The sequence below is a fragment of the Chryseobacterium gregarium DSM 19109 genome (assembly GCF_000430845.1).
GTDB lineage: Bacteria > Bacteroidota > Bacteroidia > Flavobacteriales > Weeksellaceae > Chryseobacterium > Chryseobacterium gregarium.
On sequence record NZ_AUMU01000003.1, the window covers coordinates 330,177 to 355,593 of the forward strand.

13 protein-coding genes and 1 pseudogene are annotated in these 25,417 nt (G+C 42.5%); 1 reads left to right on the forward strand and 13 read right to left on the reverse strand.

Features of this window, described 5'->3' with window-relative positions; translation table 11 throughout:
* Positions 1-89: 89 nt before the first annotated feature.
* The 13 genes and pseudogenes from H561_RS22145 to H561_RS0106645 all read right to left on the reverse strand — a co-directional run bounded on the left by H561_RS22145 (position 90) and on the right by H561_RS0106645 (position 24,420).
* Positions 90-1,370: pseudogene (locus H561_RS22145) on the reverse strand (TIM barrel protein).
* A gap of 220 nt (positions 1,371-1,590) precedes the next feature.
* Entirely contained in the window at positions 1,591-3,693 is a 2,103-nt protein-coding gene (locus H561_RS0106585) for a bifunctional rhamnulose-1-phosphate aldolase/short-chain dehydrogenase (RefSeq protein ID WP_027386287.1), read from the reverse strand.
* Positions 3,694-3,888: 195 nt separating this feature from the next.
* On the reverse strand, positions 3,889-5,952 hold the full coding sequence (locus tag H561_RS0106590; protein ID WP_027386288.1) for a RagB/SusD family nutrient uptake outer membrane protein: 2,064 nt from the start codon (positions 5,950-5,952) through the stop codon (positions 3,889-3,891).
* An 18-nt stretch (positions 5,953-5,970) separates the two neighbouring features.
* Entirely contained in the window at positions 5,971-9,015 is a 3,045-nt protein-coding gene (locus tag H561_RS0106595; RefSeq protein WP_027386289.1) for a SusC/RagA family TonB-linked outer membrane protein, read from the reverse strand.
* 347 nt (positions 9,016-9,362) lie between these two features.
* On the reverse strand, positions 9,363-10,451 hold the full coding sequence (gene rhaT, locus H561_RS0106605) for an L-rhamnose/proton symporter RhaT (RefSeq protein WP_027386290.1): 1,089 nt from the start codon (positions 10,449-10,451) through the stop codon (positions 9,363-9,365).
* Between the two features lie 546 nt (positions 10,452-10,997).
* Complete coding sequence (locus H561_RS0106610; protein WP_027386291.1) at positions 10,998-12,158, reverse strand: glycoside hydrolase family 88/105 protein; 1,161 nt, start codon at positions 12,156-12,158, stop codon at positions 10,998-11,000.
* Positions 12,159-12,163: 5 nt separating this feature from the next.
* Positions 12,164-12,940 carry a GDSL-type esterase/lipase family protein gene (locus tag H561_RS0106615; RefSeq protein WP_027386292.1) on the reverse strand — a complete coding sequence of 259 codons (777 nt, stop codon included), beginning with the start codon at positions 12,938-12,940 and terminating at the stop codon, positions 12,164-12,166.
* 7 nt (positions 12,941-12,947) lie between these two features.
* Positions 12,948-14,828, reverse strand: a complete 1,881-nt coding sequence (locus H561_RS0106620) for a rhamnogalacturonan lyase (RefSeq protein ID WP_034761500.1) — start codon at positions 14,826-14,828, stop codon at positions 12,948-12,950.
* A gap of 252 nt (positions 14,829-15,080) precedes the next feature.
* Complete coding sequence (locus H561_RS22150) at positions 15,081-15,887, reverse strand: DUF4350 domain-containing protein (protein WP_034761502.1); 807 nt, start codon at positions 15,885-15,887, stop codon at positions 15,081-15,083.
* A 187-nt stretch (positions 15,888-16,074) separates the two neighbouring features.
* The gene (locus H561_RS0106630; RefSeq protein ID WP_027386294.1) at positions 16,075-18,852 is read right to left on the reverse strand and encodes a glycosyl hydrolase; all 2,778 of its coding nucleotides are present in this window, start codon (positions 18,850-18,852) and stop codon (positions 16,075-16,077) included.
* Between the two features lie 11 nt (positions 18,853-18,863).
* Entirely contained in the window at positions 18,864-20,126 is a 1,263-nt protein-coding gene (locus tag H561_RS0106635) for a rhamnogalacturonan acetylesterase (protein ID WP_228372230.1), read from the reverse strand.
* 62 nt (positions 20,127-20,188) lie between these two features.
* Positions 20,189-23,044, reverse strand: a complete 2,856-nt coding sequence (locus tag H561_RS0106640) for a glycoside hydrolase family 2 protein (RefSeq protein ID WP_027386296.1) — start codon at positions 23,042-23,044, stop codon at positions 20,189-20,191.
* Entirely contained in the window at positions 23,041-24,420 is a 1,380-nt protein-coding gene (locus H561_RS0106645; protein WP_027386297.1) for a rhamnogalacturonidase, read from the reverse strand. The genes H561_RS0106640 and H561_RS0106645 overlap by 4 nt, the downstream gene beginning before the upstream one ends.
* Positions 24,421-24,873: 453 nt before the next feature.
* Between H561_RS0106645 and H561_RS0106655 the strand changes: the two genes are divergently transcribed.
* Positions 24,874-25,353, forward strand: coding sequence for a GNAT family N-acetyltransferase (locus tag H561_RS0106655; protein ID WP_027386298.1), 480 nt, complete (start codon positions 24,874-24,876; stop codon positions 25,351-25,353).
* The last annotated feature ends 64 nt before the right edge of the window (positions 25,354-25,417 follow it).

Sequence of the window (25,417 nt, forward strand, 5' to 3'; positions counted from 1 at the left end):
CTTTCAACCTTAATGATAAAAATATAAGGATACCTATAATTAAACTTCCGGTTGCACCCGAAAGTTGAAATTATCAAAATTTAACAGGTTTATAATCCGGTCGCTTTGGTTTCAAAACCTCTTTCGGTAATTAAGTTTTCTCTTACCTTCAGGTTTCTGTAAGCCGCAATAGGATCCAATGCAGCACCGGTTTGTAACCTTGCCGCCTGTAACAACGGACGGACATCCGTTCTGTATGCGTTCTGCAAAATATCCTGAGCAGCAACCACATCATTGTTTAACTGTGCTGTTTTCAGGGCTTTCTGATCTACCAGAAGGGCCTGTGCATACGCAATAAGGATCGCTTCCAGAGACTGTAACAGATCTTCCAGAGGATCTTTGATGTTATGGCTTGCATCGATCATCCAGGCCGGATAAGGATTGTCCGGGTTATTTTCCATTCCGTACACCAGTTCATTGAAAATCAGGAATAAGGCATAAGGTTTAATAGATCCAACCGTCAGATCATCATCGCCATATTTGCTGTCGTTGAAATGGAAACCACCCAATTTACCTTTGTACATCAATGTTGCAACGATTTGTTCGATGTTGGTATTCGGTAAATGATGACCTAGGTCAACTAACGTGAAAGCTCTTTCGCCACAAGCGTTTGCCAGCATAAAAGAAGTTCCCCAATCCTGGATGGTGGTTGAATAGAAATTAGGTTCTTAAGGTTTATATTCGATGAAAAGCTTCCAGTCTTCCGGCATATCTGCATAAATTTCCTTTAAGCTTTTTTCCGTATTTGACAAAGCCGTCTGGAAATTCAGTTGCCCCGGAAAGCTTGCGCCGTCTGCCAGCCAGACGGTAAGGCTTTTGGAGCCCAGTTCTTTTCCGATCCTGATCACTTCTTTGTTATGTTCTACCGCAAACGCTCTTGCACCTTCATTCACCGCATTCAGAGAACCGAATTTATAAGATTGTTTTGCTCCCGGCTGGTCCTGGAATGTATTGGAATTCATGGCATCGAACAAAAGACCATGGGCCTCTGCTTTTTCTTTTATCGCTTTGATATCAGTCGGGATATCCCAGGGAATATGCAGAGAAACCGCTCCTGCAGAATGCGTTAAAGCGTGAATCAGCCCTACATCATCCAGTTTTTGTTCTAACGATGAAGGTTCGCCGCCGTAAGAAAACCTCCCGAATCTTGTTCCGCCTGCGCCTAACGCCCAGCTCGGAATCGCTACCTGAAAGTTGGCAATTTTATTGACAATTTCAGTAACGTTTGCTCCTGATTTTGTTAATTTATTCTGCAGAAAATCAAAGTCTGAATTAAAGTTTTCAACTTCGTTTTTATTGTATTGTTCAATAGTATCTTTTCCTATAATCATAGTTTGATTTTTAAAGTTTTAAACTGAAAATTCAGCCTTAAACAAAATTTATTTTAAACCATCAAGAATTTTTAAGGCCATAAGTTTTATTAAGAGAAATAAATCTCATCAGACTTACATTTGCCTGCACGTATTAACTTTACTTAATTCCAAGTTATTCTTAATGGTTTAACTTTTTATTTCAGATTAAACCGCAATTTAATCATTATCTATTTTAAAATTACCTCGGGAAAGCATTGGCCATTCCTCCGTCTACATTGATGATGTTTCCTGTGCTTTTGTCTAAAATAGCAACGCAGGCAAATACCCCGTTGGCAATATCTTCAGGAAGGATGATTTCATTCAGTAAATTTCTTTTTGCATAAAATGCAGGCAGTTCTTCCACGGTAATTCCGTTTGCTTTTGCACGGCCTTCCGCCCAGGAACCTTCCCAGATCTTGCTTCCTACGATGACGCCGTCAGGGTTCACCACGTTTACACGGATCTTATCTGCGGCCAGTTCTGCGGCCAGTAATCTGGTCATGTGCTGTTGCGCCGCTTTTGCAGTTCCGTAGGCTACATTATTAGGGCCTGCTACCAGGCCGTTTTTACTTGCAATGTTAACGATGTCTCCTCCTAGACCTTGCTTTTTCATAATTTCCACCCCGCTTTTCGCCATTAAAAACTGTCCTTTTACCAGAACATTTTCCAGCAGATCCCAGTCTTTTACCGTAGTATCCTCCAAAGATTTGGAAATCGCCAGGCCGGCAGAATGAACGATGATGTCTACTCCACCGAAAGCCAACACCGCTTCTTTAAATGCATGGGCAATCGCTTCTTCATCGGTTACATCACACGGAACGGCAACCGCCTGGTCTTTGCTGTATTTCGCCGTCACAGCATTTACCGCTTCCTGATTAAGGTCTGTGAAAACAACCACAGCGCCTTCCTGAACCATTTTATCGGCAATCGCCTGCCCGATTCCGCCGCCTGCGCCGGTTACGATCGCAATTTTCCTTGACAGCGGCTTTTCTTTCGGCATTCTCTGAAGCTTGGCTTCTTCCAGCAACCAGTATTCGATATCGAATGCTTCCTGTCTTGGCAGTGAAGTGTACTCGGAAATTGCTTCTGCACCACGCATTACGTTAATGGCATTCACATAAAATTCGTTGGCCACACGGGTAGTCTGCTTATCTTTTGAGAAACTGAACATCCCTACTCCCGGATAAATGATGATCACCGGATTCGGGTCACGCATGGCAGGACTGTTCGGATGTTTGCAGGTTTCGTAATATTCTTTGTATTCTTTTCTGTATTGTTCGAAAAGCGGAGTCAGTTTTTCAAGGACAGCTTGAGCATCCGTTAAATCTTCATTCTTATCCAAGGTCAACACCAAAGGCTGGATCTTTGTTCTCAAAAAGTGATCCGGACAGGAGGTTCCCATGGGGGCCAGGCGCTCCAGATCGTTGCTGTTGATGTATTCCAACACCGCTTCACTGTCGGTAAAGTGGCCTACCATCCTGTTTTCAGAGGAAGCCAGACCTCTCAGCAAAGGCATCAGCTGAGCCGCTTTGTTTTTACGTTCTTCAGCGGGAAGCGATTCCACTTTCTGCCCTCCGAAAACCTGTCCGTTTTCTTCTATTTTTTTAGCGATATATTCAGAAGCCGTTTCGATTACTTCCAGACTGTTGATGTAACATTCGTACGAAGTATCTCCCCAAGTGAACAGTCCGTGGCTGCCTAAGACAATTCCTCTGATTCCGGGATTATCGGCTAAGCATTTTTCCAACTGTAAACCTAAATCAAAACCGGGACGCTGCCAGGGCACCCACCCCATGGTGTCTCCCCAGATCTCTCTGGTCACGGCTTCGCTGTCTTTAGCGGCAGCTACTGCAATTAAAGCATCCGGATGAAGGTGGTCGATATGTTTAAACGGAAGCAAGCCATGCAGCGGCGTATCAATAGAAGGCGCTTTGCTGTCCAGGTCAAAAATACAGTGATCAAACAGGCCTACCATTCTGTCTTCGTCTGCCAAACCTCCGTATACATTTTTAAGGTTTCTCAGTCTTTCCGTATATAATCCGGCGATTCCTTTTCTGGTCAGGGTTCCGATGTCGCCCCCTGAGCCTTTCACCCACATGACCTCAACTTCTTCGTTGGTTAACGGGTCTTTTTCAATGGTCTTGCAGCTGGTGTTCCCTCCGCCGTAATTGGTAATTCTTAAGTCTGCTCCTAATATGTTTGAACGGTATAAAAACAAAGCCACCTGGTCATCCCCAAAAGAGGCAGCTTTATTTTCGTCCCATAAATAATCTACGTATCTGAATGTTTTTACGTTTTCCATTTGTTTTCTTTTGTTTCTGAATTTTAACCCAAATTTAGACTGTAGTAATGTGTACAGCATCCCGTACTATACTGCTGAACCGATTATTTAAAGATCATTTAACAATGATATTTATCACGTGCGTCCAGCGGTACGGTTATTATCATAAGGTTAAGATTGATTTGATATTTTTGATGGTGCTTGGTTTAGTAATGATTAGTATCCGGGAAGCTGGGTCAGGTTAGGGTTATCCACCAACGGATGTCCTGCAGAAGCGGCCGCAAAAGGAAGCAGTTCTGTTTTATTCGGTACGAATCCGTAGAAAAGACCGTCTCCGTTACCTTCGATCCAGGTTGGATACACGCCTCCGTTTTCAAATGATCCGGTTGGTTTCGTGTAAATAATATTACCGATCTGAAGCTGATTGAATCCTTCAACAAACCCGACGGCTTTTCTTGCGTTCCCGTTAAATGTACTGGTGTATGCCTGGAACATGTTCACGGGATACCATTTGTCATCAGCCGTTGAAGCCTGTCCGTTCGCCAGGGCTATATCTTTCAACGTTGTCTGATAGGCTGCATAGCCTGATGAATTGGCAGGAACGGCCTGTACCTGTGCGATCTGTGCAGGATCTGTTAAATCAATATAAGTAACGGCCAAGAACGGATCTCCGTATACCTGTGTATTTTTGTGATATTTGTAAAGTCTGTAAATTGGCGTTGACGCAAATTGGCCTGTGCGGCTGGATAAGTTTTTCATCGCCTCCTTTGTCGCATCAATTTCACTGGCGAGACGGTTCATCCTGATTAAATCGGTGCGAAGCATAAATTCATCTGAAAATTCCCACTTACGCTCCTGGACAATAGCCGATTCGAAAGCCTGCTGCCCGCTTGGTATGGCTAGCGAGCCTATCCCTGCACGGTTTCTTACCTGCTGTAAAGCAGCAATACCTAATGCAGTAGGGCCTCCATTCAAATAATTCTGTGTTTCTGCATACATCAATAAAACATCAGCATATCTTATAATCGGGATATTCAGGTTACGTGCATCTGCCGCCTGGGGCTCCACGCACCAGGAAATCCTGAACTTGCCCGGCATAATACAGGAATACGTAGTTCCTACATCTACCCAGGTATCACTTGCATTACCTGTTCTTAAGAAGTACACACTGTAAGACGTCGTAGCAACATCCCTTCGTTTATCTGCCGGATTAAAAGACAGGTAATAACTCGGAAGGATAAACTGCAGGGCTTTACGGGAACCGTAAGTTCCCCCTCTGGAACCCGGATGTGCATACACTCCGAATGCTGAATTGGTATTAGGGCCGTATTCAGCGATGTGCCAGAGCATTTCCTGGTTGACCGCTGAAAAATTCCTTCTGTCAAAATTAAACCAAAGCGCTTCAAAGCCGCTTTTGCCGCCCTGGGCCTGCACCAGACTGTTGGTGCCGCCGGTGATTACAGAAGCGGCCGCTGCATCGGCGATCTGGTAAAGCTGCTGGACTCTTGCGTTATCCGGGCGACGGGACATGGTACCCGCTGCTCCGGTATTCAGGTCCCAACGGAGAGAATATCCCGCTGCATACAAAGCAATTCTTGCTAAAAGTGCGTTGGTCGACTGTTTGTTAAGCCTTTCCGGTGTCCCGTTGGAAGCCGGCATATTGCTGATGGATTCCTGGATATCACCAATTACTTTATCATAAATCACATCACGTGACGTACGTTTCGGATACAAGGTATTGGGATCATTGGGATCTGCTTCTTCCAAAGGGATCCAAATGGCAGGCACGTCACCGTAAACCCTGATCAGGTTATAGTAGCAAAATGCACGGATGGCTTTTGCTTCTGCCAATAACGCATCACGCTTCGGGCTGGCCGGCATGCCCGGTAGCCGGCTAATCGCAATGTTGGTCCTTTCGATCACCGCATACATGGCAGCATATATTCCTGTCACGGTATTCGGCGTATAGGCATCATACTGGTAGTTGGCAATATTGTATTTGGAATTATTGGTTGTTCCGTCTTCGGCAGAATGGGTAACGGTATCTCCTGCCCCCAGCTGGTAGAACATCTCTGTCGGAACCAGGCCTCTGTAAAGGCCCTGAACAAATGCATCCGCGGTTTCTATATTGGTAAAGACCGATTCTGTGTCGGAAGAGTTATAAGCAGGCTGATTTAAAAACTCGTCGCTGCAGGAATTGATGCTGAGCCCGCCGATCAGAATAGATGGGATTATGATTAATCTCTTAATGAAATTGTGTTTGTTAACTATATTATTCATGACTGAAACAATTAAATATTAAAAAGTAAGGTTGATACCCAGGACATAACTTCTGGATCTTGGAAATGAAGAACTGTCATATCCCGGAGTAATTGTAACGCCGCCGGCTGCTGAAACTTCCGGATCATATCCTGAATAGCCCGTAATGGTGGCTAAATTATTAACCGTTGCATAAATACGTGCATTGGTCAGTTTTACGGTACTTAAAAATTCTTTAGGAAAAGAATACCCCAGCGTAACCATTGAAATTCTTAAATAGGAACCGTCTTCAACATAATAGGAAGAAGGATACGTGATGTTAGCCGTATTGGTATTGCTTAAGCTCCAAAGTCTTGAGTCTTCGTTAGGGTTAAGTTCTTTTAATCTTTCCAGATTGGTTGTTGCCTGGCCGGTATTAGGATCAATAAGATGATAGTAATTATCCCCGAATTCTGAAGGCACATTCTGGAAAATCCCGTAAGGGCTCAGACTCTGTTTGGTGGCATTATAAACATCACCTCCTACGCTGAATTTCATAAACACCGCCAAATCAAATCCTTTATAAGAAAAATTATTGCTGATCCCTCCGATAAAGTCCGGCGTACCGTTCCCTATTTTCACTAGTTTTCTTGTAAACTGGTCCCCTGCTTCATTATCGGCAGCAAATTTCATATCTCCGGGTTTAGGAGTTCCGGACGAAGGCTTCACCACACCGGGTTTCAGGATAAAGGTTCCGTTCGGACCCTGGGTAAAGTCATCAGTCGTATAAATTCCCTGGTAAACATAGCCGTACATATCCCCTAATTCTTCTCCAACGGTGGCATAATATGTGACCATCCCGGCTCTTCCGCCCCCTGCATTGAACGGTCTGAAGGTTCTTCCCTCATCTAATGAGAGTACTTTTGATTTATTAAATCCGATGTTGGCATCAGTAGACCATCTGAAATTTTCAGATTTTAAATTGATAGAATTTAAGGTAAATTCCATACCCGTGTTTTTCATGGAACCTACATTTTTAAACTGGGTTTTATATCCTGTAGAGGCAGGAAGTACGGTCTCCAGCAGCATGCCGCTTACATTGTTGTTATAGAATTCACCGGTCAATTTAATCCTGTTATTAAACATCGCTAAATCCACTCCTATGTTGGTAGATTTCATTTCTTCCCAGTATACACTGCGGTTACCCAGAACACTGTTCGTTACTAAAGCCAAGTTACCTACTGTATTATTGGAAGGATAATCCGTACCTACTACATTGGTTCTGAATACATTATTCGGGATACTGTTATTTCCCACGATCCCGTATTCAAATCTGAACTTCAAATCATTGACATAATTCTCAATTTTAGAGTTTTTCCAGAAACCTTCTTCGGAAACCCTCCATGCCGCAGCTACTGATGGGAATACTCCATATTTTTTATCCGTTCCAAATTTTGAGGAACCGTCTCTTCGGACAGTACCTGTTAATAAATAACGGTTATCATAATTATAGTTTACACGTCCGAAATAAGAAATTAAAGCATTTGATTTCCTGTCTGTACTTTTATCGGCTACGGTGGCATTTGATATATCATCTAACCCGTAATTTAAAATAGACGGGAATTTTATCAGCCTCATACTGTTACTTTCATTGTTGTCATAAACAATTTCATGTCCGATTAACCCGGTAATCTTATGTTTTTCGCCTAATGTTTTATTATAGGTCAAAGTATTGGTAATCTGGTATCGATAAGCTTCAGCATTTGCAATGCTTCCATTGATTCCTGTATTGATAGGGTCTGTAAGAAAGGCACGGGAATTTTTATCTGAAAATGCTGTTGACTTACTGTTCGTCCAGTTATAGGAGCCCGCGGTCCTGAAAGTGAAATCTTTCAGCAGATCAAATTCCAGCCCGACATTAGCCAAAAATGTCCTGTTACGCCTGTTTTGGGTGGATGCAGCTGTTTCGATGTACGGGTTTTCTGTATCAAAACTGGAATCTAAAGCAGAAAAGTCAGGGAAAGTCTGTGTATTAAACAACTGATCTTGTGTAAACAAAGTTCCTCCCGTAATAGGCTGCTGCAATATTTTCTTCATTCCGGAATATTCTCCCCCGCCGTTTGTAGAATTGGAAGTAAACATCGAACTGAAATCCAAACGGATGCCTTTATATAATTCTGAATTGACATTGGCCCGCAATGAATTTCTGGTTTCGCTGAAATTCTGCAGTAAACCGTCCTGTTTGTTATAATTATAGCTGATGAAGGTCTGGGTTTTATCGGTACCTGCGGAAACGCTTACGTTATGGTTCTGCGTAAGCCCTGTCCCTCCCAGCATTTTTTCCTGCCAGTCCAGTGCAGGGGCCGATCCGTACCTGTTGCTGATCCTGTTGTAGGCTCCGGTATAAAACCCGGGAGAATCCGTTCCCAAACTGTTGTCAAATACATTGCTCCATTTGGTGGCTCCGCCTCCCAACTGGGCCAGCTCATACTGATATTTCACATACTGCTCTGCACTGGAAACCATATCCAGCTTCTTCGACAGCATGTCAAATGACATAAAAGAATTATAGTTGATGGTTACCCTCCCCTTTTTTCCGGTTTTTGTTTTGATAACAATAATACCGTTGGAACCACGGGCACCATAGATGGCGATGGCGGAAGCCCCTTTCAGTACATCAATGCTTTCAATATCATTAGGATTGATGATGTTCAGTGCATTATCGAGCTGGAACCCGTCCACAATATACAACGGTTCCGTACCCTGGGTTATGGAAGCCCCTCCGCGGATCGTAACGTTTGCGCCTGCTCCCGGGGCACCGCCTTGCGTAACGATATTCAGTCCGGATGCCCTTCCCTGTAACGCCTGCAAAGCATTCATCGCCGGTGTTGCCGCCAGGTCTTTTGCAGAAACCGAAGCGACCGATCCTGTCAGGTCCGATTTCTTAACTTTACCGTAACCGATGACCACTACTTCCTCAATATCTTTTACATTATTTTTTACCGTATCGTTTGCCGCCTTTTGCCCCCAGACAAAACTTGTTGAAAGCATAAATGCAGGAAACACGATTCGCTTTATGTTCTTATGTTTAATTATCAAAGACATATATTAATTTTTATTAGCATTTAAATATTTCACAATGTACACTGTTACAAAAATTCCGGCATCCTGCCATATCCTGCATTATACAATTCATAATTTATCTTAATTATTTACATTAATTTATATTAAAAAAGGAATATTACAATCATTTAAATAAATATACACCTATAATATTTAAAATCCTATATTGAAATTACACCATCAAAATGTGGAATTATCCGCTATTCCGTTTCACCGGAATATCAACCGTCAGCAGAAAAAAGACACTGAAAAAAATCAGTGCCTTACAAAAATTGAACTATATAAATATGAATGAAACTTTAAATGATACAAACGGAACCATGTTTTCTCTACCTCAAAGAATTTCCGTATCCTACAATCAGGATAGAAATAAAGATGACCATCATTCCCGCCGTAATGGTGGCAACGGTTTTTTTTGAGACGCCCTTCCATTCTTTAATAATGATGCCCCATAAATTGGCAATGAAGATAATAAAGGCCATATGTAAGATCCATGAGCTCGGCCCGTTCCCCATCTTGCTTTCTCCCATTCCGTAGAAAAAGAACTGCAAAAACCACATGGTTCCTGCCAGTGCGCAGAAAATAATGTTTTTTACCACAGGGACATTTCTCCTGGTATAATCAGCATACGATTTATTTTTAAAAGCCAGGTACAGGCATCCGATCAGATTGACTGCCATTCCGCCCCAAAGGACCACCACATACGTGACATTATTCTGAAAAAGGAATTCCCCCTGGTCCGGATGGGTAAGCTTCCAGGCTTCGTTGGCTACATGGGCCATCGGCTTTCCGGCTTCCAGTCCGAAATTAAAACAGGCACTCAGGACGCCTGATATGATGGAAACAACCAGGCCTAACCCGAATTTATATTCCGTTTTTACCGGGGTGCCGTGAGGATCTGCAGATTCGGTCTGCAGTTCTTTTTCCTTCATCATCCCCGCTTTTCCGCTGATGATAATCCCTATCACACAAACAAAAAGCCCCAGCAATACGAACTCCCCCCATGGACTTGACATCATCAAACCGATGGTATCTTTTCCCGGCTGCGGGGAAAATTCATAAAAAACGGAAGGAACCAGTGATCCGAAGACCATGCAAAGCCCTAAAATAATGCTGCTCCCCAGCGCAACCCCTAAATAACGCACCCCCAGGCCATACGTAAAACCGCCGATTCCCCACAGCGCGCCGAACAGAAACGTCAGTCCTAATATGGATGAACGCTCACTCATGATGATCTCCCAAAAACCGGGAATGGTAAGAAAGGCGGCCAAAGGCGGAACAATGATCCATGAAAAGACACCGCCAATCAACCAATAGGTTTCCCACGACCATCCTTTTACTTTTTTATACGGCAGATAAAAACTCCCTGAGGAAAAGCCTCCCAAAAAATGAAAAAAAACCCCTAATAGTGCATTCATAAGTATCGTATTGGTTGAGTCTGAAAATTAGCAAGATGTAATCGATTGCGCATCTTGTAGTGTCATGTAAAACAGTTTGAAAAAGTAATAAAATTAAAAGGAATCCGCAAGAATTGCTTAAATGCTTATTTTTAAGAACCTTGTACGGATGTCATTCTGTTTCAGACGGAATTTTTCTTCCGGAATTTAACCCTGTGTTTAACTTTACAAGTAGATATAAAAAGATCTGCTGATTTTTAATGTTTAATTTGAACGGTAAGTTTATAATCCCGGTGACTTCAGCTTACCATATGTGGAGGAAAAACAAAAACCTAACAGATTTTAAAAATCCGTTAGGTTTGAGTAGGGTACTGTAAAAATCCCATACAATATATAGATTGATTCATAAAATCTACGCTGATCCGCGAGAAATCAGTCTCAAAATTACACCGCAAAGATTCTGTAAGTCGTTAAGGTTTTGCTTCGGTTTTTAGAAGGGTACTCATTAAACGCCCCCGGCTTTCCTTAATATCTTTAAGCTATTAATACTCTTAACGGTTAAATATTTTACTTTAATTTGTAAACTTCACTCCCCGCAAGCAACAGGCACCCTAAACCATAGTCTTCGAAATCGGGTTCTTTGCTTACAGAAAGGGGCTGGCCGTCTTTCGGTTCTTTCCCGGTTCCCTGTACCCAGCCTAAAAATCCGTTGGGCTGCACAGAATCTTTGGCGATGGCATTCCAGGCTTTCACCAAAACCGGCAGATAAGTTCCTCTGTCGATTAATCCGTTATTCACACCATATGCCATTCCGTAAACGAAAAGTGCTGTTCCGGTCATTTCCTTTCCTCCGAAATTGTTTGGGTCATGCAAGCTGACATTCCAGAACCCGTCTTCTCTCTGAAGCGGAAGCAAAGCCGCCAGAAGATCTTTATAGTCCTGTAAATATTCCTGGTAATGCGGATCAGATTTCGGAGTATCCTGTAAAGTTTTCGCCAGAGCGGCCACTACCCAGCCGTTTCCTCTGCTCCAGTAACAATCTTCGCCATTCGGTTCTTTATATGGCGGAACGAAGCTTTTGTCTCTCCACCAGATTTTGTCTGCCTGATTGTACAACCCGTTTCCTCCGTGCTTGTATTTGGTGTAGGCATACATTTCGTAATTTTTATCAAAATATTTTTGCTCACCGGTGATCCTGCCCAGTTTTGTAAAAATAGGCATTGACATTTGCAGGGCATCGATCCACCACCAGTCATCTACTTTCGGAGTGGCAATCATGCTGTCCATTGAGGCTTTAACCGCTTTAATTCTTTCAGGGTGTTTCCTTCCGTCAATTTCGTAAAGGTCGATGTAGGTTTGTCCGCAGGCCTGATGGTCGGCATTTCTTGTATACGTTCCGCGCATCAGGTCCCATTTATGGTGATTGGCCCATGACATTGCGTAATCATAATATTCTTTTTTCGGATCCACTTGGTACAATGCCATCAATCCTTCATAATACACCGCTCTTGTCCAGAGATTGCTGGGCCACACTTTCTTGCCGACAATGTCTTTCCCGGTGTCCGGCCATTTGTTCATGAAATACTGATTGGCTCTTCTTGAAACTTCCAGAACCTCTTTTTTATCGGGAATTTCAATCTTGCTTACAGAGTTGTGTTTCTGAACCGAACAGGAAGTCATCCCCCCGATGATCAGTGCAAAAAAACCTGCTGTTAATAATTTTCGCATATTGTTTATTTTATATATTTTTTCAGTTCGCTGCCTTTCAGTTTTTTAATCCCTTCTGTCACCAGTTCAGCGTTGAGAACGGCGCCCGCCTCGTTGGTATGGGTATGGTCTTTCGGGAAGAAAGCTTTTACCTTTTCGGCTCCCATTTTTTGATATTTTTCAATAACCATTTCATTTAAATCAATAAAGTAAGCTCCGGTTTGTTGGGCGACTTCCTGAGCCCAGACTCCGTACTGGTCTTTTTCAATTTTGCCTTTCTCATCAAATTTATTTCTTGGAACCGGCGAAACAATAATGGGAATTGCCCCTTTGGATTTCGCCTCATTCGCATATTTCCTCATGTAATGCCCATAGGTATACACCGTCTCATTCACTTTCCGGATTGGGTTGTAGATATCTTTTGACTCCTCTCCGATTCCTTTAATCGTCCCTCTTGCCCTTAACGTATCAGCCAGTTTGCCGCCATCGTTGTGACCAAACTGCATCAAAACGTAATCTCCTTTTTTAATCGTTTTCATCACCGAATCCCAGCGGCCTTCCGTCAGGAAAGTCCGGCTGCTTCTGCCGCCTTTTGCATGGTTTTGAATCTCAATTTTTGTCGTGTCTAAAAAGAGATTCATAAAACTTCCCCAACCCCAAAGTGAATCAGAACCTTTTCCCGAACCGTTTTGTACCGTAGAATCCCCGATAATATAAAGGACCGGCTTGTCCTGAAGTTTCTGAAATGACGCTCCGATAAGCATGATCAAAGCAGCCACAGGAATGATGAATTTGATTTTCATTAATGATTTATTTTTTTGGAGTTATCGTTTTAATATCCGGTTTCGGCATTCCCTTGATCGATTCATCCAGGTAATAATCAGTGTGCGGAGGCTGATTGTAACCCACATTTTGCCACACAATGCTTAATCGGTACTGCGGATTGTGCATCAGAGTGTACAACCTGTGTTTTGTCGGAATTGTTGTGGAAAAAATCCTCAATTCCTGATTGTCGGAAGTTCTGTACATGACTTCTTCCCGCCAGTCTCCGAACAAATCGGCAACCAAAGCCGGATTTTTCTTGGTTCCGTTGTTTGATTCACACTGGAAATCTTTAGCATCAAAAATTAAATTGGATTTCTCGTTTTTCCAGTCCCATTTTGAGACATTGGTTCCGTCTAAAATTTCGCTTAAAAAATCGCCGTCCCAGTAGATCCCCATATTGGCCGGTGGATTTTTATCACTGATTTTTTTTCCTTGGGTATCGTAAATTCCTTTCAGCCCGGCTCCGGCGGCCCAGGATTCCGAACCTTCATAACGAGGGTCGATATTCAAAGACAATCCTCTTCCCGGACCCTGATACTTTCCCTGTTTACTGTAAACGGTAGACGGTAATTTCCATAAAACTTTTCCGGTTTTCCCGTCTCTGAAATGCGCGCCCGCATCATCAAACCTCTCCTGAATATCAAAAATCTCCAGCCCCGGATTGGATGGGTCGAGATCTCCGACGTGTAACGCATCGCCATGGCCAAAACCCGTGCTGTTCAACACTTTTCCGTCATCATCAACGGTCATTGCACCGAAAACAATTTCATCTTTTCCGTCGTTGTCGACATCCGCAATGGTCAGGTTATGATTTCCCTGTCCGCGGTATTTTTTATTTTCTTCTGAACTTTCGGTATCAAAAAGCCACCGCAGACTGAGTTTTTTATCTTTATAATCCCAGGCTGCAATCGCCGTTCTGGTGTAATACCCTCTCGACATCACCACACTCGGCGTTTTGCCGTCGAGATAAGCAACCGCTCCCAAAAATCGGTCAATCCGGTTTCCTTTGGCGTCGCCCCAGGTTTCGGTCATCTGTTCATCGGTCGGGTTTAAACTGCCGGCAAATCTTGGAACCTGGTAATTGACCGTATGAATTTCAGCGCCGGTCTGACCGTCAAAAACCGTCAGATATTCCGGTCCTGAGAGAATCATTCCGTTTTCGTTGACGTAATTTTTTGCCGGGTCGCCGATGAATTTCCCTTCGCCGTCCCTGCTTCCGTCGGCGGTTTTCATGACGATTTCCGCTTTGCCATCCTGGTCTAAATCATAAACTAAAAACTGCGTATAATGTGCTCCTTCCCGTATGTTTTTACCTAAATTAATTTCCCACAAAAGCTTTCCGTCCATGGTATAAGCCTGAATGACGGGCGGGTCGGTCTCTCCTTTCTGGCTGTTGTCTTTGGACCTTCCGGTCTGATGAAGAATGATTTCGTATTCACCGTCACCGTCCAGATCGGCAACTGATGCATCATTGGGCGTGTAACCCTGTGGTGTTCTCAACGGAATTGAAAAATAGGGTTTCTGATTCGCCCTATAGTTGGCAGAATCCATGTCTACCGACTGGTCCTGCGTGTTTGATTTGACGAAATACGTATAATTCTTTGCTTTGTCAGCAGTTTTATCTAAAAAATGAGTCTCATTAAGAAGTGGTTTTCCGTTCAGCTTTTTGGTAACATTATTTTCAGTCCGGTACAGATCAAAATGGGTGTTCTGAGCTTCTGTGCCGAGCAACCGCCAGCTTACAAAAATACCCGAATCTGAAGGCAGGGCAACGATTCCTCGTTTCAGGTATTCCATTTGTCTTTGGGCAGAAAATATCTGTGAAAGGAAAATGGAGGATGTAATGAAGATATATTTAATTTTCATATTTAAAATCTCTTGCTTTTATAAGTTTTGGCTAAAGCCTAATTTGAAGAAGCATTTCTTAAACGGGCTAATGCCCGTTACTATTGATTAGTACACCTTACAAGGATTTTTTGCGCTGAATCTCTCGCAGCCCGACTTGAACGGAGCTCTTTTTGTGAGGAGGAACGACGAGCAAAAAAGCGGGAGTGGAAGGCGGATTAAGCTGCCCAAATAAATCTTCTCAGACAGATTCAACCGATCGCACTTCTACTATTATTTTCTGGAAGTTTGCTTCAGCAACCATCTTACCCACTCTTCAGTGCCCTGGTAATTGGTAAAGTCAGCGGGTAATTTTTTGCCGTCGATGTACTCGTTGTAGCACCACGGGTCTCCCAATGCGAAAACCGTCCCCTTGCCGAATTTTGCAACCGCTCCGATGTTTTTTCCTTCTGCCGTTAAAATAGCTTTGGCAGGGGATTTCACGTCGATGGAACTCACCTCTTTCATATACAATTTCTGCTCAGAGAAAATTTCATTGCCGGCCGGAACCACCACTTTTCCCTGCTCGAATTCTCTTTTCTGGACGCGGTTATAGCTGTCATCATTGAAATGAATCCCGAATTCGCCCGCCAGTTTATTGAAATGTTCGAATTCTGAGTTGCCGTTGTCGTTGCTCATTAAGACCAGAACACCCCCTTTCTTTACCCAATCCGTCAGGTTCTTAATGCTTGCCGGGTCTATCAGATTGGCCTTTCCGCCATACGCTTCTTTGTCAATATCCGCATCCACGATGATATAAATATGGGCGTTTTTCAAATCCTTTTTGGTCGGAGCCACTGTCAGCGTACTGATTTCTGCACCCTGTTTTGTGAAGATTTCGCCGAGCAGCGAAAACCCGCCGTTGCTGGTGTCGTTCCAGGTGTAATGCCAAGGTTCCAGGATTTTGGTTTCCTTGTTTTCCTTTTTTTCGTTATTGAAAAAGTTGTCTAAAACAACTTTCGGTTTCTGCTGGGCATTGGAAAAACCGAACGTCAGCAAAGTTCCTAATGCGAATGTTTTTATGATATTTTTTGAACTCATTATTAATGATTTATTTTATTGAATAAGTGAATTTTCGATTTCATATTTTATTTAATCTGCTTTCCTGATAATTTTCAACGCAAAGTTCGCAAAGCTTTTTTAAATTACTAACTGTTTTTAAGTTGCACAAAGGCGTTCCACTTATAGAAGAACACAAAGTTCAATTCATTACTGATAATCATTCAGATCATTTTGAATAATGAATAGGAATTAATTGGATTTCTCCGTCCAGACCGGAAGGCTGAACTTTCCAGTTGGATGCATCAAATGGCTTGTAGTTAATATTCACAAAATTGATTTCATGGTAATTCCGCCACTGGATTTTCTTCCGGTCCATATCCCGGATTCTGTTCGCCATCAGGTTGCAGACTTCAATCTGGATGGTATTTTTTCCTTTTTTCAGGTATTTCCCGATGTTGATTTCAAAAGGCAGGCTCCACACAATTCCGGCTTCCCGGCCGTTGACCATCACTTTTGCGCTTTCGTAAAGCTTATCAAATTTTAAAAGATAGTCGTCGGCACTTTTCTTTTTCAACTTCAAAGTGGTCGTGTATACGCCGGTTCCTGAAAAACGCTGCGTGGAAACATCGTCGGTGAAATTCGTCCAGGGTTCCGGTTTCTTGATAGTTCTCGATTCCGGAAGTTCGGGACCGCCTTCTCTGAAAGCCAGTTGCCACGGTTGGTCGAGAACAATCGGTGCATCCGTTTTTTCCGTGTAAGACCAATTGCGAATTGAGGTGTAAATATCTTCCGTATTTTTTATAATCAAAGATTCTCCTGATTTCAACTGAACCCTGACTGAATTATTCTGAGTTTCGGCAAGCCCGTAATCTCCGTTTTCCGGATTCATTAAAGTGACCTGTTTACCGATAAAATTTAAAGGGATGTTTTGATTGATTTCCTTTGAAGTATGATTGACAATGTAATAATATTTCCCGCCGTCAAACTGTCTTCTCACAAACTTTAATCCCATGTCGGTCAGTTTTTCCCTTTCGATTTTTAAGTACCCCAAAGCTTTTGCCACGTCAGAACTCAAAACGATTTTACCTTTTCCGACGTTGGCCATTTTCACATTGCCGGCCTGGTTTTGAAACGGAATCCGGCTCCATAAAGCTTTTAACTGCGTTCTTCTTTTCTCCACTTCAAAATTTCCGGGAATATCTTCCGGCTCATTCTGAAAAATAACGGATGCTCCGTCTTGAGCCAGATCCAGAATGTTTTTCAAGGTAGATTCCGGCAGATATGTCAGTTCAGGAATAATTAAAACCTGATACGCAGAGCCTTCCTTCGACACCTTAATTTTCTGATTTTCTGACTTCGATTCGCCTATCATTTTATCTGAAATCATATCAAGCGAATAACCCATTTTACTGAGTTTATTCATATTTTCATACATCGGGGTCGGCACTAACCATTTTTCAACGTTATGAACTTTGAACGTCACGTCCTTCCCTTTCGGACCCGCCCATTGGTCGTAAACCGGCCAGTACATCAGCAGTTCGTTATCCGATTTTCCGCTTTGCAGAACAGACTGCGTGCGTTCGATATAAGAATTCAATCCTTTCAGATGCGGCCATAAACTGTTTTCAGGAACGAAATTTACCGACGCATAAAACAGCCATCCCGGAAACTTCACATCCGCCGGTGTATACGTCGTTCCGTGGTAAAAAACGTGGTTGATTCCCGATAAAAACACCTGCTCCACTTCAGGTTTTGCCTGTGACCACGAAGTTTTAAAATGCTCGGTCAGCCAGGTAAAAGTTTCGTTGGAAGTTAATTTTTTACCGGTCACATTCGCTGCCGAAGAAGCAAATTTCAGCATATTGAAATCCGGCATGTCGGATTTCTGAATATCCGCCGTACCTCTTTTCAGACCCGGAATCTCAAAAATCGAACTTCCGAAAGTTTCAGATTCTGGAATGTCAACTGCTGCGTACAAATCTAGCAGATTTCCCGGAGAACCGTGTGCCTGGTTGGTATTTTTTGAGTTTTTGGAATGGGCCCAGTTGGTGAAATCTTTGGTGAAATTGTTCAAAATCAATTCGCTCAGCGTTTCCCGGTAATCCGATTTTACCCTTCCTGCAATTTCATTTTCTTCGTTGCTCACGAGATATTTGATGTACGGACTTAAATCATAGCCTCTTCTTTTCCTGAATTCATTTAAGAAATCCGGCGTCCAGTCGGCACTGTACACCTCATAACTGTCATTGAAAAAAGAACGGATCCCGTAGTTGGAATTTCCAAAAGCCTTATCGAAAGCTTTCAGGTAGCCTTTGGTGGCATCCGGCGAAAAATGGTCTAAGGTATACCCTTCACCACCCGGCGCGGCACGTTTTACTTTTTGCAAAGTTTTTCCCACAAAAACGGCGTAAACCGTCCATTTCCCTGAACCTGGTTTCCAGTTTAAAGAGCCGTCAGCATTTACTTTATCCGTTAAAACAACCGCTTCGTTTTTTTCATTGTAAGCGGTTACAATATCCAGTTTTATGGTTTTTAAAATCTTTTGTTTTTCATCTTTCAAAACGATTTTATCTGAAAATTTTTCGCCTAATGCTATCGTGTAGGTCTGAACAATCATTTTCGTGGCTGCATCCTGTTCATCTACCTTTGGGCCGCCGATGGGCCAGCCTGTCCCGACCGACATATCGACGCCCATATTCAGGCTCTTCGCTTTGCTGGTCGTGAACCGAAGCATTTTCATCCATTCCGGAGAAAGGTAATTGATATATTGTTTTTCAAAACCTTTTGCGCCGTAAATCGGCACGATTTCCACACCTCCGAAACCCGCCTGGTGTAAAGTGGTCAGTTGCTTGTCCAATCCCTTTTCGTCGACGGCATTTCCCATCCACCACCAGCGGGTCCACGGTTTTGCGGTCTCGCTGGTTTGCGGCCACGGATTCTGTGCGGACAGGTTTCCGAAGGCAAAACAGATGAGGCTTAATTTAACAATATTTTGAATCTTCATTCTTTAATTTTTTAATTTCCATCAGGCTTCAAAGATTCCATAAAAATGCTTTCCGGCCAATGGAATCTTTTAACGGCATCGGGTGTATTGGGATCGAAACCTTTGTAATTTTTGGAAATAAATTTTTTCAAAGGCAAATTCTGGTCAACTATGGATTTCACCACACATTGTGCCAGTTCGTAAGCGCCGTACGCGTTGAAGTGCGTATCGTCCGCCAAAGCGGCCGGCTGATTGGGATATGAATTTGCCGGATAATGCACAAATGCTTTCTTTGATGCTTCCGGTCCCATAGCTTCGAACAGGGTTTTGCTCAAGGCATTTAAATCGATTACATCCACTTTTTCCTCTTTTGCAATTTCCCGCATCGCATCAGGGAAATCATCCAACGTATTGACGATTGTGTTGTTTTCATCAAAAACCCGGCGGTTCATCGAAGTGACCAGAACCGGAATCGCCCCCAGTTCTCTGGCTTTCAGTATCCACTCTTTTAATCTTTTTCGGTAACCGGATTTTGTGCTGTTGCCGGCTTTTTGGTCGTTGTGCCCGAACTGGATCAACAGGTAATCTCCCGGTTTTATTGTATTCCGGATTTTATCGATCCGGTGGCGGTCTTCAAAGGCTTTCAGGGTTTCTCCGCTTTCGGCATAATTGGCAATCACCACTTCATCCGGAACGAAAAAATACGGCAACATCTGTCCCCACGATGCCCAGGGTTCATACTGCGCATCCACAACCGTAGAATCTCCCGTCAGGTAAATGGTTTTTGCTTTCTTATTGGGTTGAATGATGACCGAACACACTTTCGGGGCTTGGTCATTAAATTCAATCGTCAGCAGGTTGTCCCAATGCAGGTATTTTCTTTCTCTCGGTTTTAATTTGACAATTCCGATCTGAGTTCCGTCCTGATTCCGGATAATGCTGTCTTTGACGTGGACGGTGATTTGTTTTTCGACGATTTCGCCCTGTTTTGTTTTCACATCGTTCAGCATCAGGCGGCGGTTTTCGACCCGGACGGTTGTTTCAGATGTTCCTTTGGAATCGCCTAAACTTAATTTCACATCATAGTTCCCTTCAGGAAGTGCGACTGAAAAATAAAATGGCTTGTCACTTGTAATATAATCTCCCGTCAAGGCATTTCTGCCATTGTCAACCGATTTCAACCCGGAAATATCCATAAAACCGTAACCGGTTTTCTGATCAAATTTTGAGGTTGACGTGATGGGAATAAATCCGTTTTCGGTTCTGTCATTACCAAAATCAAACTTGAAACTCATCTGTTGCGCCAACAAAAACGAACCTAAAAAAAACGTCAAAAATGTTATCCGGTTCTGCATCTTTAATCGGTTAAAATATTTTCTTTCGGCATGGTAAACTGCTTATTTTCGTCGCCCAGATCCGGCAGGCCGAAATAAAAATACAAAGTTCTTTTGAATGTTCCGTTCAAATGATTCGGTTCACTTTCCGGGCCTAAAGTTGAAGTATCACTATTAATATTAAACGCCAGAACCGTTCCCAATGGCGGAATGGCATCGAGGAAAGAAATATTTCCTGTCGGCAGTTTTGGGTAGCCTTCAGCACCGTAAATTCCGTAAAAATCAAAAAGCCTGACGAACATTTTTTCTTCTTTGGTTCCCACCGTTATTTTTCCTTCTGCGGTATTGAGCTGCAGCCACGAAACCTCATCGAAATAGCCTTTAAATTCCGGATAAATCCACGGTGAAAAACCGGTTCGGGTAGCGTTTCTCAGGTTTTGCCAGACGTCATAAGTTTGTCCCTGCAAACGGTTTTTCCAGACGTGGTACGGACCTTTTCCAAGCCATTTGGCACTGATGACATAATTTTCGGGATAATCGAAACTTACGCCGGCAAACGGGTAATCTCCCGAAAGTGCATATTCATAATTCAGTTCTAAAATTCCGTTTTGATTCAATTTCCAGACTGCTTTTTTTCCGTCTTTGTAGGAAATCTGAATCACCTGATTTTGTTCCTCCGGAAAAGATTTGATGGATACTAATTCCGTTTTTCCGTTCACGAAAACAGGCCCATTCCGGAAGGTCATTTTCTTGCCTTTTCTATCGAGAATAACCGACTTCAATAATCCGTCTTTTTTTCCGAATGAAAATTCTTTTTCGTCTGATTTTAAAATAAACAATGAATCATTTTCAATAACCGAAACCGGAAATTCTTTGATCAATGATTTCGAAAACTGTTTTGATATTTTTTCATTGGAAGCAATTTTCCAGGTCCAGGTGTAGATTTCTTTTCCGAAAGAATCAGTTGCAGTCAACATTAAACCTTCACTTTCTTTCCAGCCTGAAGGAAGATGGAGATGGATATTTCCTTTCTCAACCGGTTTGATATCCGGAGATTCTGCTTTTCCTTTTTGAATCACATCAAATCCGGATTCAGGTGAAAAAGGTGTTCTGAATTTCACCAGTTTCCATTCAAACCGGCATTCCTTTATATTCGTAAAATGATATCGGTTTTCAACGGGAATGATTCCGTTAAAATCATCCGGCAACGTTTTCAAATCAATTTTTACCTGACTGTAAATTTCCCGGATGGCATAAAAGCTGCCTTCTTTTTCACGGTGCGGACCCACCACTCCGTCCGGCGCATTAATCGCATTAACATCCATCTGATTATTGAAATCGGTTCTCACCAGGCCTTCGTCTGCAAACGCCCAAAGAAACCCGCCCGCACCTTTTTTGGAATTCCAGTGCAGTTCCCAGTAATCGGCTAAAGAAGTTCCGCCACCGCCATCATCTTGTGCGTGCAGAAACTCGGTCGGCATATAAATATTTTCGCCTTCAAGTATTTTTTTTGTGCTGTCATAATCTTCGTAATGGTTGCAGTCGATGCCGTTGAACGCATTTCCCGGCTTGTGGTGCGCATGAATGACGGGACGGCTGGACAGGTCATATTTGGCATATTCTGCATCCAGATCAAAATTATGCCCGCCTTCGTTTCCGTTGCTCCAGAAAATGATGGAAGGATGATTCGCATCTCTCGTCACCATTTCTCTGACGAGCTTTTTACCAACCTCTGTACTGTATTTTTTTTGCCACCCGGCGAGTTCATCCAAAACATATAAACCCAATGAATCGCAAAGCTGAAGAAACGATTTATTAGGCGGATAATGCGAACAGCGTACAGCATTCATATTCATTTCCTTGATGAGCTGAACGTCCGTCAAATCGATGTTTTTGCTGACCGCCCGTCCGGTTTCAGGCCACCAGACGTGGCGGTTGATGCCTTTCATTTTGATTTTCGTTCCGTTGACGTAAATTCCGTTGCCTTTTCGGATTTCAATCGTCCGGAAACCGAATTTTTCTTCGGTGTGGAAGACATTTCTTCTGTTCTTATTGAGACTGAATGTCGCTTTGTATAAATTGGGCGTTTCGGCGGTCCAGAGTTTCGGATTATTAACGGAAAACTGGAGCCGTTTTAAAGTATCTCCCTTTTGAATGGTCACCTGAGATTCGCCAACGGGATTATTCTTAGCATCAAAGATTTCTACCTTTAGGTTATTAACTGATTGGATTCCTTGTAAATGAATATCCGAACGGAAAGTTCCGTCTGCCTTTGCATCAATGGCTGTTGATGAAATATTTTCTCTGGGAGCGGCTTCCAGATAAACCGGCCTGAAAATCCCGCCTAAAACCCAGTAGTCCGCCAGGCGTTCTGCATTGTTGACCGATTTATCAGCAGACATTTTGGAAACTCTGACTTCCAGAATATTTTCTTTTCCGAAGATTAATTTGTCTGAAATATTATATTTAAACTCATAAAAAGCGCCCTGATGAATTTCTCCGGCCGGTTTGCCGTTGATCTTCACTTCGGTGTCGGTCATCGAACCTTCGAAAACGATGCTGACCGATTTTCCTTTCCAGGAATTGGGAACTGAAAATTGGTGTTTGTAAAGCCCCGCTTCATCATTGAATTTAAAATTCTTGCCGTAGGTAACGTAATCCCGTCCGTAGTTGTATGAGCCGAAACCCTGCTGTTCCCACTGTGACGGAACCTGTATTTTATTCCAATTTCCTGATTTTCTTCCGCCAGTTATCCAAAAATCCCATTCTTTGGTATGCTCAGAATCTGTCCCGCTCAGGAATTGAATTTCCTTAGACTGGGCATGCAGTGCCTGTGAACAAAAGCATAAGAGAACGAATATTTTGGTAAAACAACTCATTTTGCAGCAGTATCGGAATCGTCTTTTTTGTCGTAAGATAGCGTAAGAGAAGTGACTTGGGTAACATTTACTTTTGTTTTCTTCAGATTTTTAATCGCATCTAAGTTTTCCTCTTTAGGTTTTACTGCTTTTATCTTCAGGTTTTCAAATGTAAAATCTGTCAACTCATACAAATCTGATTTTTCAATATCAAAAGCTGTTTCACAACTGATGTCAATATTTTTTAAGGTAATATTGTTCGCCAGTCCTTTTTTTGGTCTTTCTTCGCCTTTCAAATCAAAAAACTGGTTCCAGCCTTTCACATACAGGAATGTTTTTACATTTCCGGTGATGTTTTCAACCGTAAGATATTCGTAGTGCTGAGGCGTGTCCGGACGCATTTTCAGGTGTAATAATCTTGACGCATCTTTCACTTTAGAATTTCGAAGAATCACGTTGTAATTGTGAATCGATTCGCTACCGCAAGTCAGAACGCTGTGGCAGAATCCGAAGCTGTTGTCTTCGATCAGGATGTTTCTGTTTTCGCCGTTGTCCAGGTCTTTATCGGACTTCGGGCCTTTTCCGCCTTTCAGAGCAATCGCATCGTCATTCACCGACATATAGCAATTTTTAATCAGGAAATTAGTACAGGCATCGATATCAACCGCGTCGGTACTTGGCGCCTTTACCGGTTCTTTCGGAGCAAGAATCGTCAGGTTTAATAATTTAACGAAATCACTCTTATAATAATGCGTGCTCCAGAACGGCGAATTTTTAATGGTAATTCCTTCCACCTGAACATTTTTGGAATTGGAAACGTAAATAATCCTGGGCCTCATTTCATCCATATTGGTGCATTTGGGGTTCCACTCGCGTCTTTTCCAGAACGATTTCCAGAAACGGAGCCCGTTGCCGTCAAGCGTGCCTTTTCCTGAAATCGTAAATCCGTCCAATCCGTCAGCATTGATTAAGGCCGGAAAGTATTTTACGGTCTGTCCTTCCATTCTCGTGGTGACTACCGGAAAATCATTGATGTTGTCACTCCCTTTTAATTTTGCGCCGTTTTCCAGATGCAGGTGCGTTCCCTGCCTGAAGAAAACCGAGCTGATCAGGAAAGTCCCTTTCGGAACCACCACCACGCCGCCGCCGTTTTTAGCCGCCAGATCAATCACCGCCTGGAGCGCTTTGGTCTGAAGAATCGTACTGTCGTTCTTCATGCCGTTGGCGGTAAGGATGTATTTTTTGCCTAATTTATTGATGTCGGTCGGTTTGTTTTCTCTGAACCATTTGGGGATTGCCGTTCCGTCAGGGAATTTGTCCTGGCTTTTCAATCCGTTCGAACATAATGCGAGAATCAATAATGACCAGACAAATCGGGATGTATTTTGGAATATCATATTTTTTATATTGCTGTATGACCTGATTTTTCTGAATATTTATTTACAAAACACAAAAATCAGTAAAATAACTTTCAATTACGCTCACCTTAATTTATTATAATGCTCATTTTTAACGCAAAGTCCGCAAATATTTTTTGCTGCTCAACGCTGCAAAGTTCGCAAAACGAAATTTCGCCGGTCCAAATAAATAAATTTATAAATTGAGGCAAAGGCGTTCTGCTCAGCAAAGAGCACAAAGGCTTTTCCATTAATATACATCAGGGACCACCATCAGGAAAATTATTCTTTATTTCATTTTCATAAAAATATACATTCTGAGGACGTACAGCATCCTGCTCTTTCATGTTGAACGTTTTTAAGATGCTTTTGACTTTAATAAAAACTTTCAAATTCAACCGATTTTCATTAAGTTTACCTTTCTCGTATTAGATGAAGCTGAAAATAATAATCATGAAAGTAATATCAGTAAGACAAAATCCCGAATATAAAGAAAAAGCAATTAATTTTTTTCAGAACAGCTGGTCTGAAATTTCGCCCGTTATCTATGAAGATTGCATATCGAACAGTATTGATGCGGAACAGGCTTTACCCCAGTGGTATTTATTGGAAAAAGATGAAGAAATCATAGGCTGTGCAGGATTGATTACCAATGATTTTATCAGCAGAATGGATTTGTATCCGTGGCTTTGTGCCCTGTTTATCAATGAAAATGACAGGGGAAATAATTACAGTGAACTTTTGATCAGTAAAGCTAAAGAAGATACAAAAGATTCAGGATTTAAATATCTGAATTTATGTACCGACCACCTTGGGTTTTACGAAAAATACGGTTTCAGATATATCGGAAAAGGCTACCATCCCTGGGAAGAAGAATCCAGGATTTACCAGATTGAACTTTATGACCTTCTCCCAAAAAACTGGAACAATTAAAAGTAGAGATTTTTCGAGAAATAATTAAATTTAAATAAAGAAAAGTCTAATGAAAAAGAGCAGA

Excerpts from the sequence above, each read along its gene's own strand:
- H561_RS0106585 (WP_027386287.1), bottom strand. The coding sequence starts at position 3,693 with ATGGAAAACGTAAAAACATTCAGATACGTAGATTATTTATGGGACGAA.
- H561_RS0106610 (WP_027386291.1), bottom strand. The coding sequence starts at position 12,158 with ATGCGAAAATTATTAACAGCAGGTTTTTTTGCACTGATCATCGGGGGG.
- H561_RS0106595 (WP_027386289.1), bottom strand. The coding sequence starts at position 9,015 with ATGTCTTTGATAATTAAACATAAGAACATAAAGCGAATCGTGTTTCCT.
- H561_RS0106590 (WP_027386288.1), bottom strand. The coding sequence starts at position 5,952 with ATGAATAATATAGTTAACAAACACAATTTCATTAAGAGATTAATCATA.
- H561_RS0106655 (WP_027386298.1), top strand. The coding sequence starts at position 24,874 with ATGAAAGTAATATCAGTAAGACAAAATCCCGAATATAAAGAAAAAGCA.
- H561_RS0106615 (WP_027386292.1), bottom strand. The coding sequence starts at position 12,940 with ATGAAAATCAAATTCATCATTCCTGTGGCTGCTTTGATCATGCTTATC.
- rhaT (WP_027386290.1), bottom strand. The coding sequence starts at position 10,451 with ATGAATGCACTATTAGGGGTTTTTTTTCATTTTTTGGGAGGCTTTTCC.
- H561_RS22150 (WP_034761502.1), bottom strand. The coding sequence starts at position 15,887 with ATGAGTTCAAAAAATATCATAAAAACATTCGCATTAGGAACTTTGCTG.
- H561_RS0106640 (WP_027386296.1), bottom strand. The coding sequence starts at position 23,044 with ATGAGTTGTTTTACCAAAATATTCGTTCTCTTATGCTTTTGTTCACAG.
- H561_RS0106630 (WP_027386294.1), bottom strand. The coding sequence starts at position 18,852 with ATGAAGATTCAAAATATTGTTAAATTAAGCCTCATCTGTTTTGCCTTC.
- H561_RS0106645 (WP_027386297.1), bottom strand. The coding sequence starts at position 24,420 with ATGATATTCCAAAATACATCCCGATTTGTCTGGTCATTATTGATTCTC.
- H561_RS0106620 (WP_034761500.1), bottom strand. The coding sequence starts at position 14,828 with ATGAAAATTAAATATATCTTCATTACATCCTCCATTTTCCTTTCACAG.
- H561_RS0106635 (WP_228372230.1), bottom strand. The coding sequence starts at position 20,126 with ATGAGTTTCAAGTTTGATTTTGGTAATGACAGAACCGAAAACGGATTT.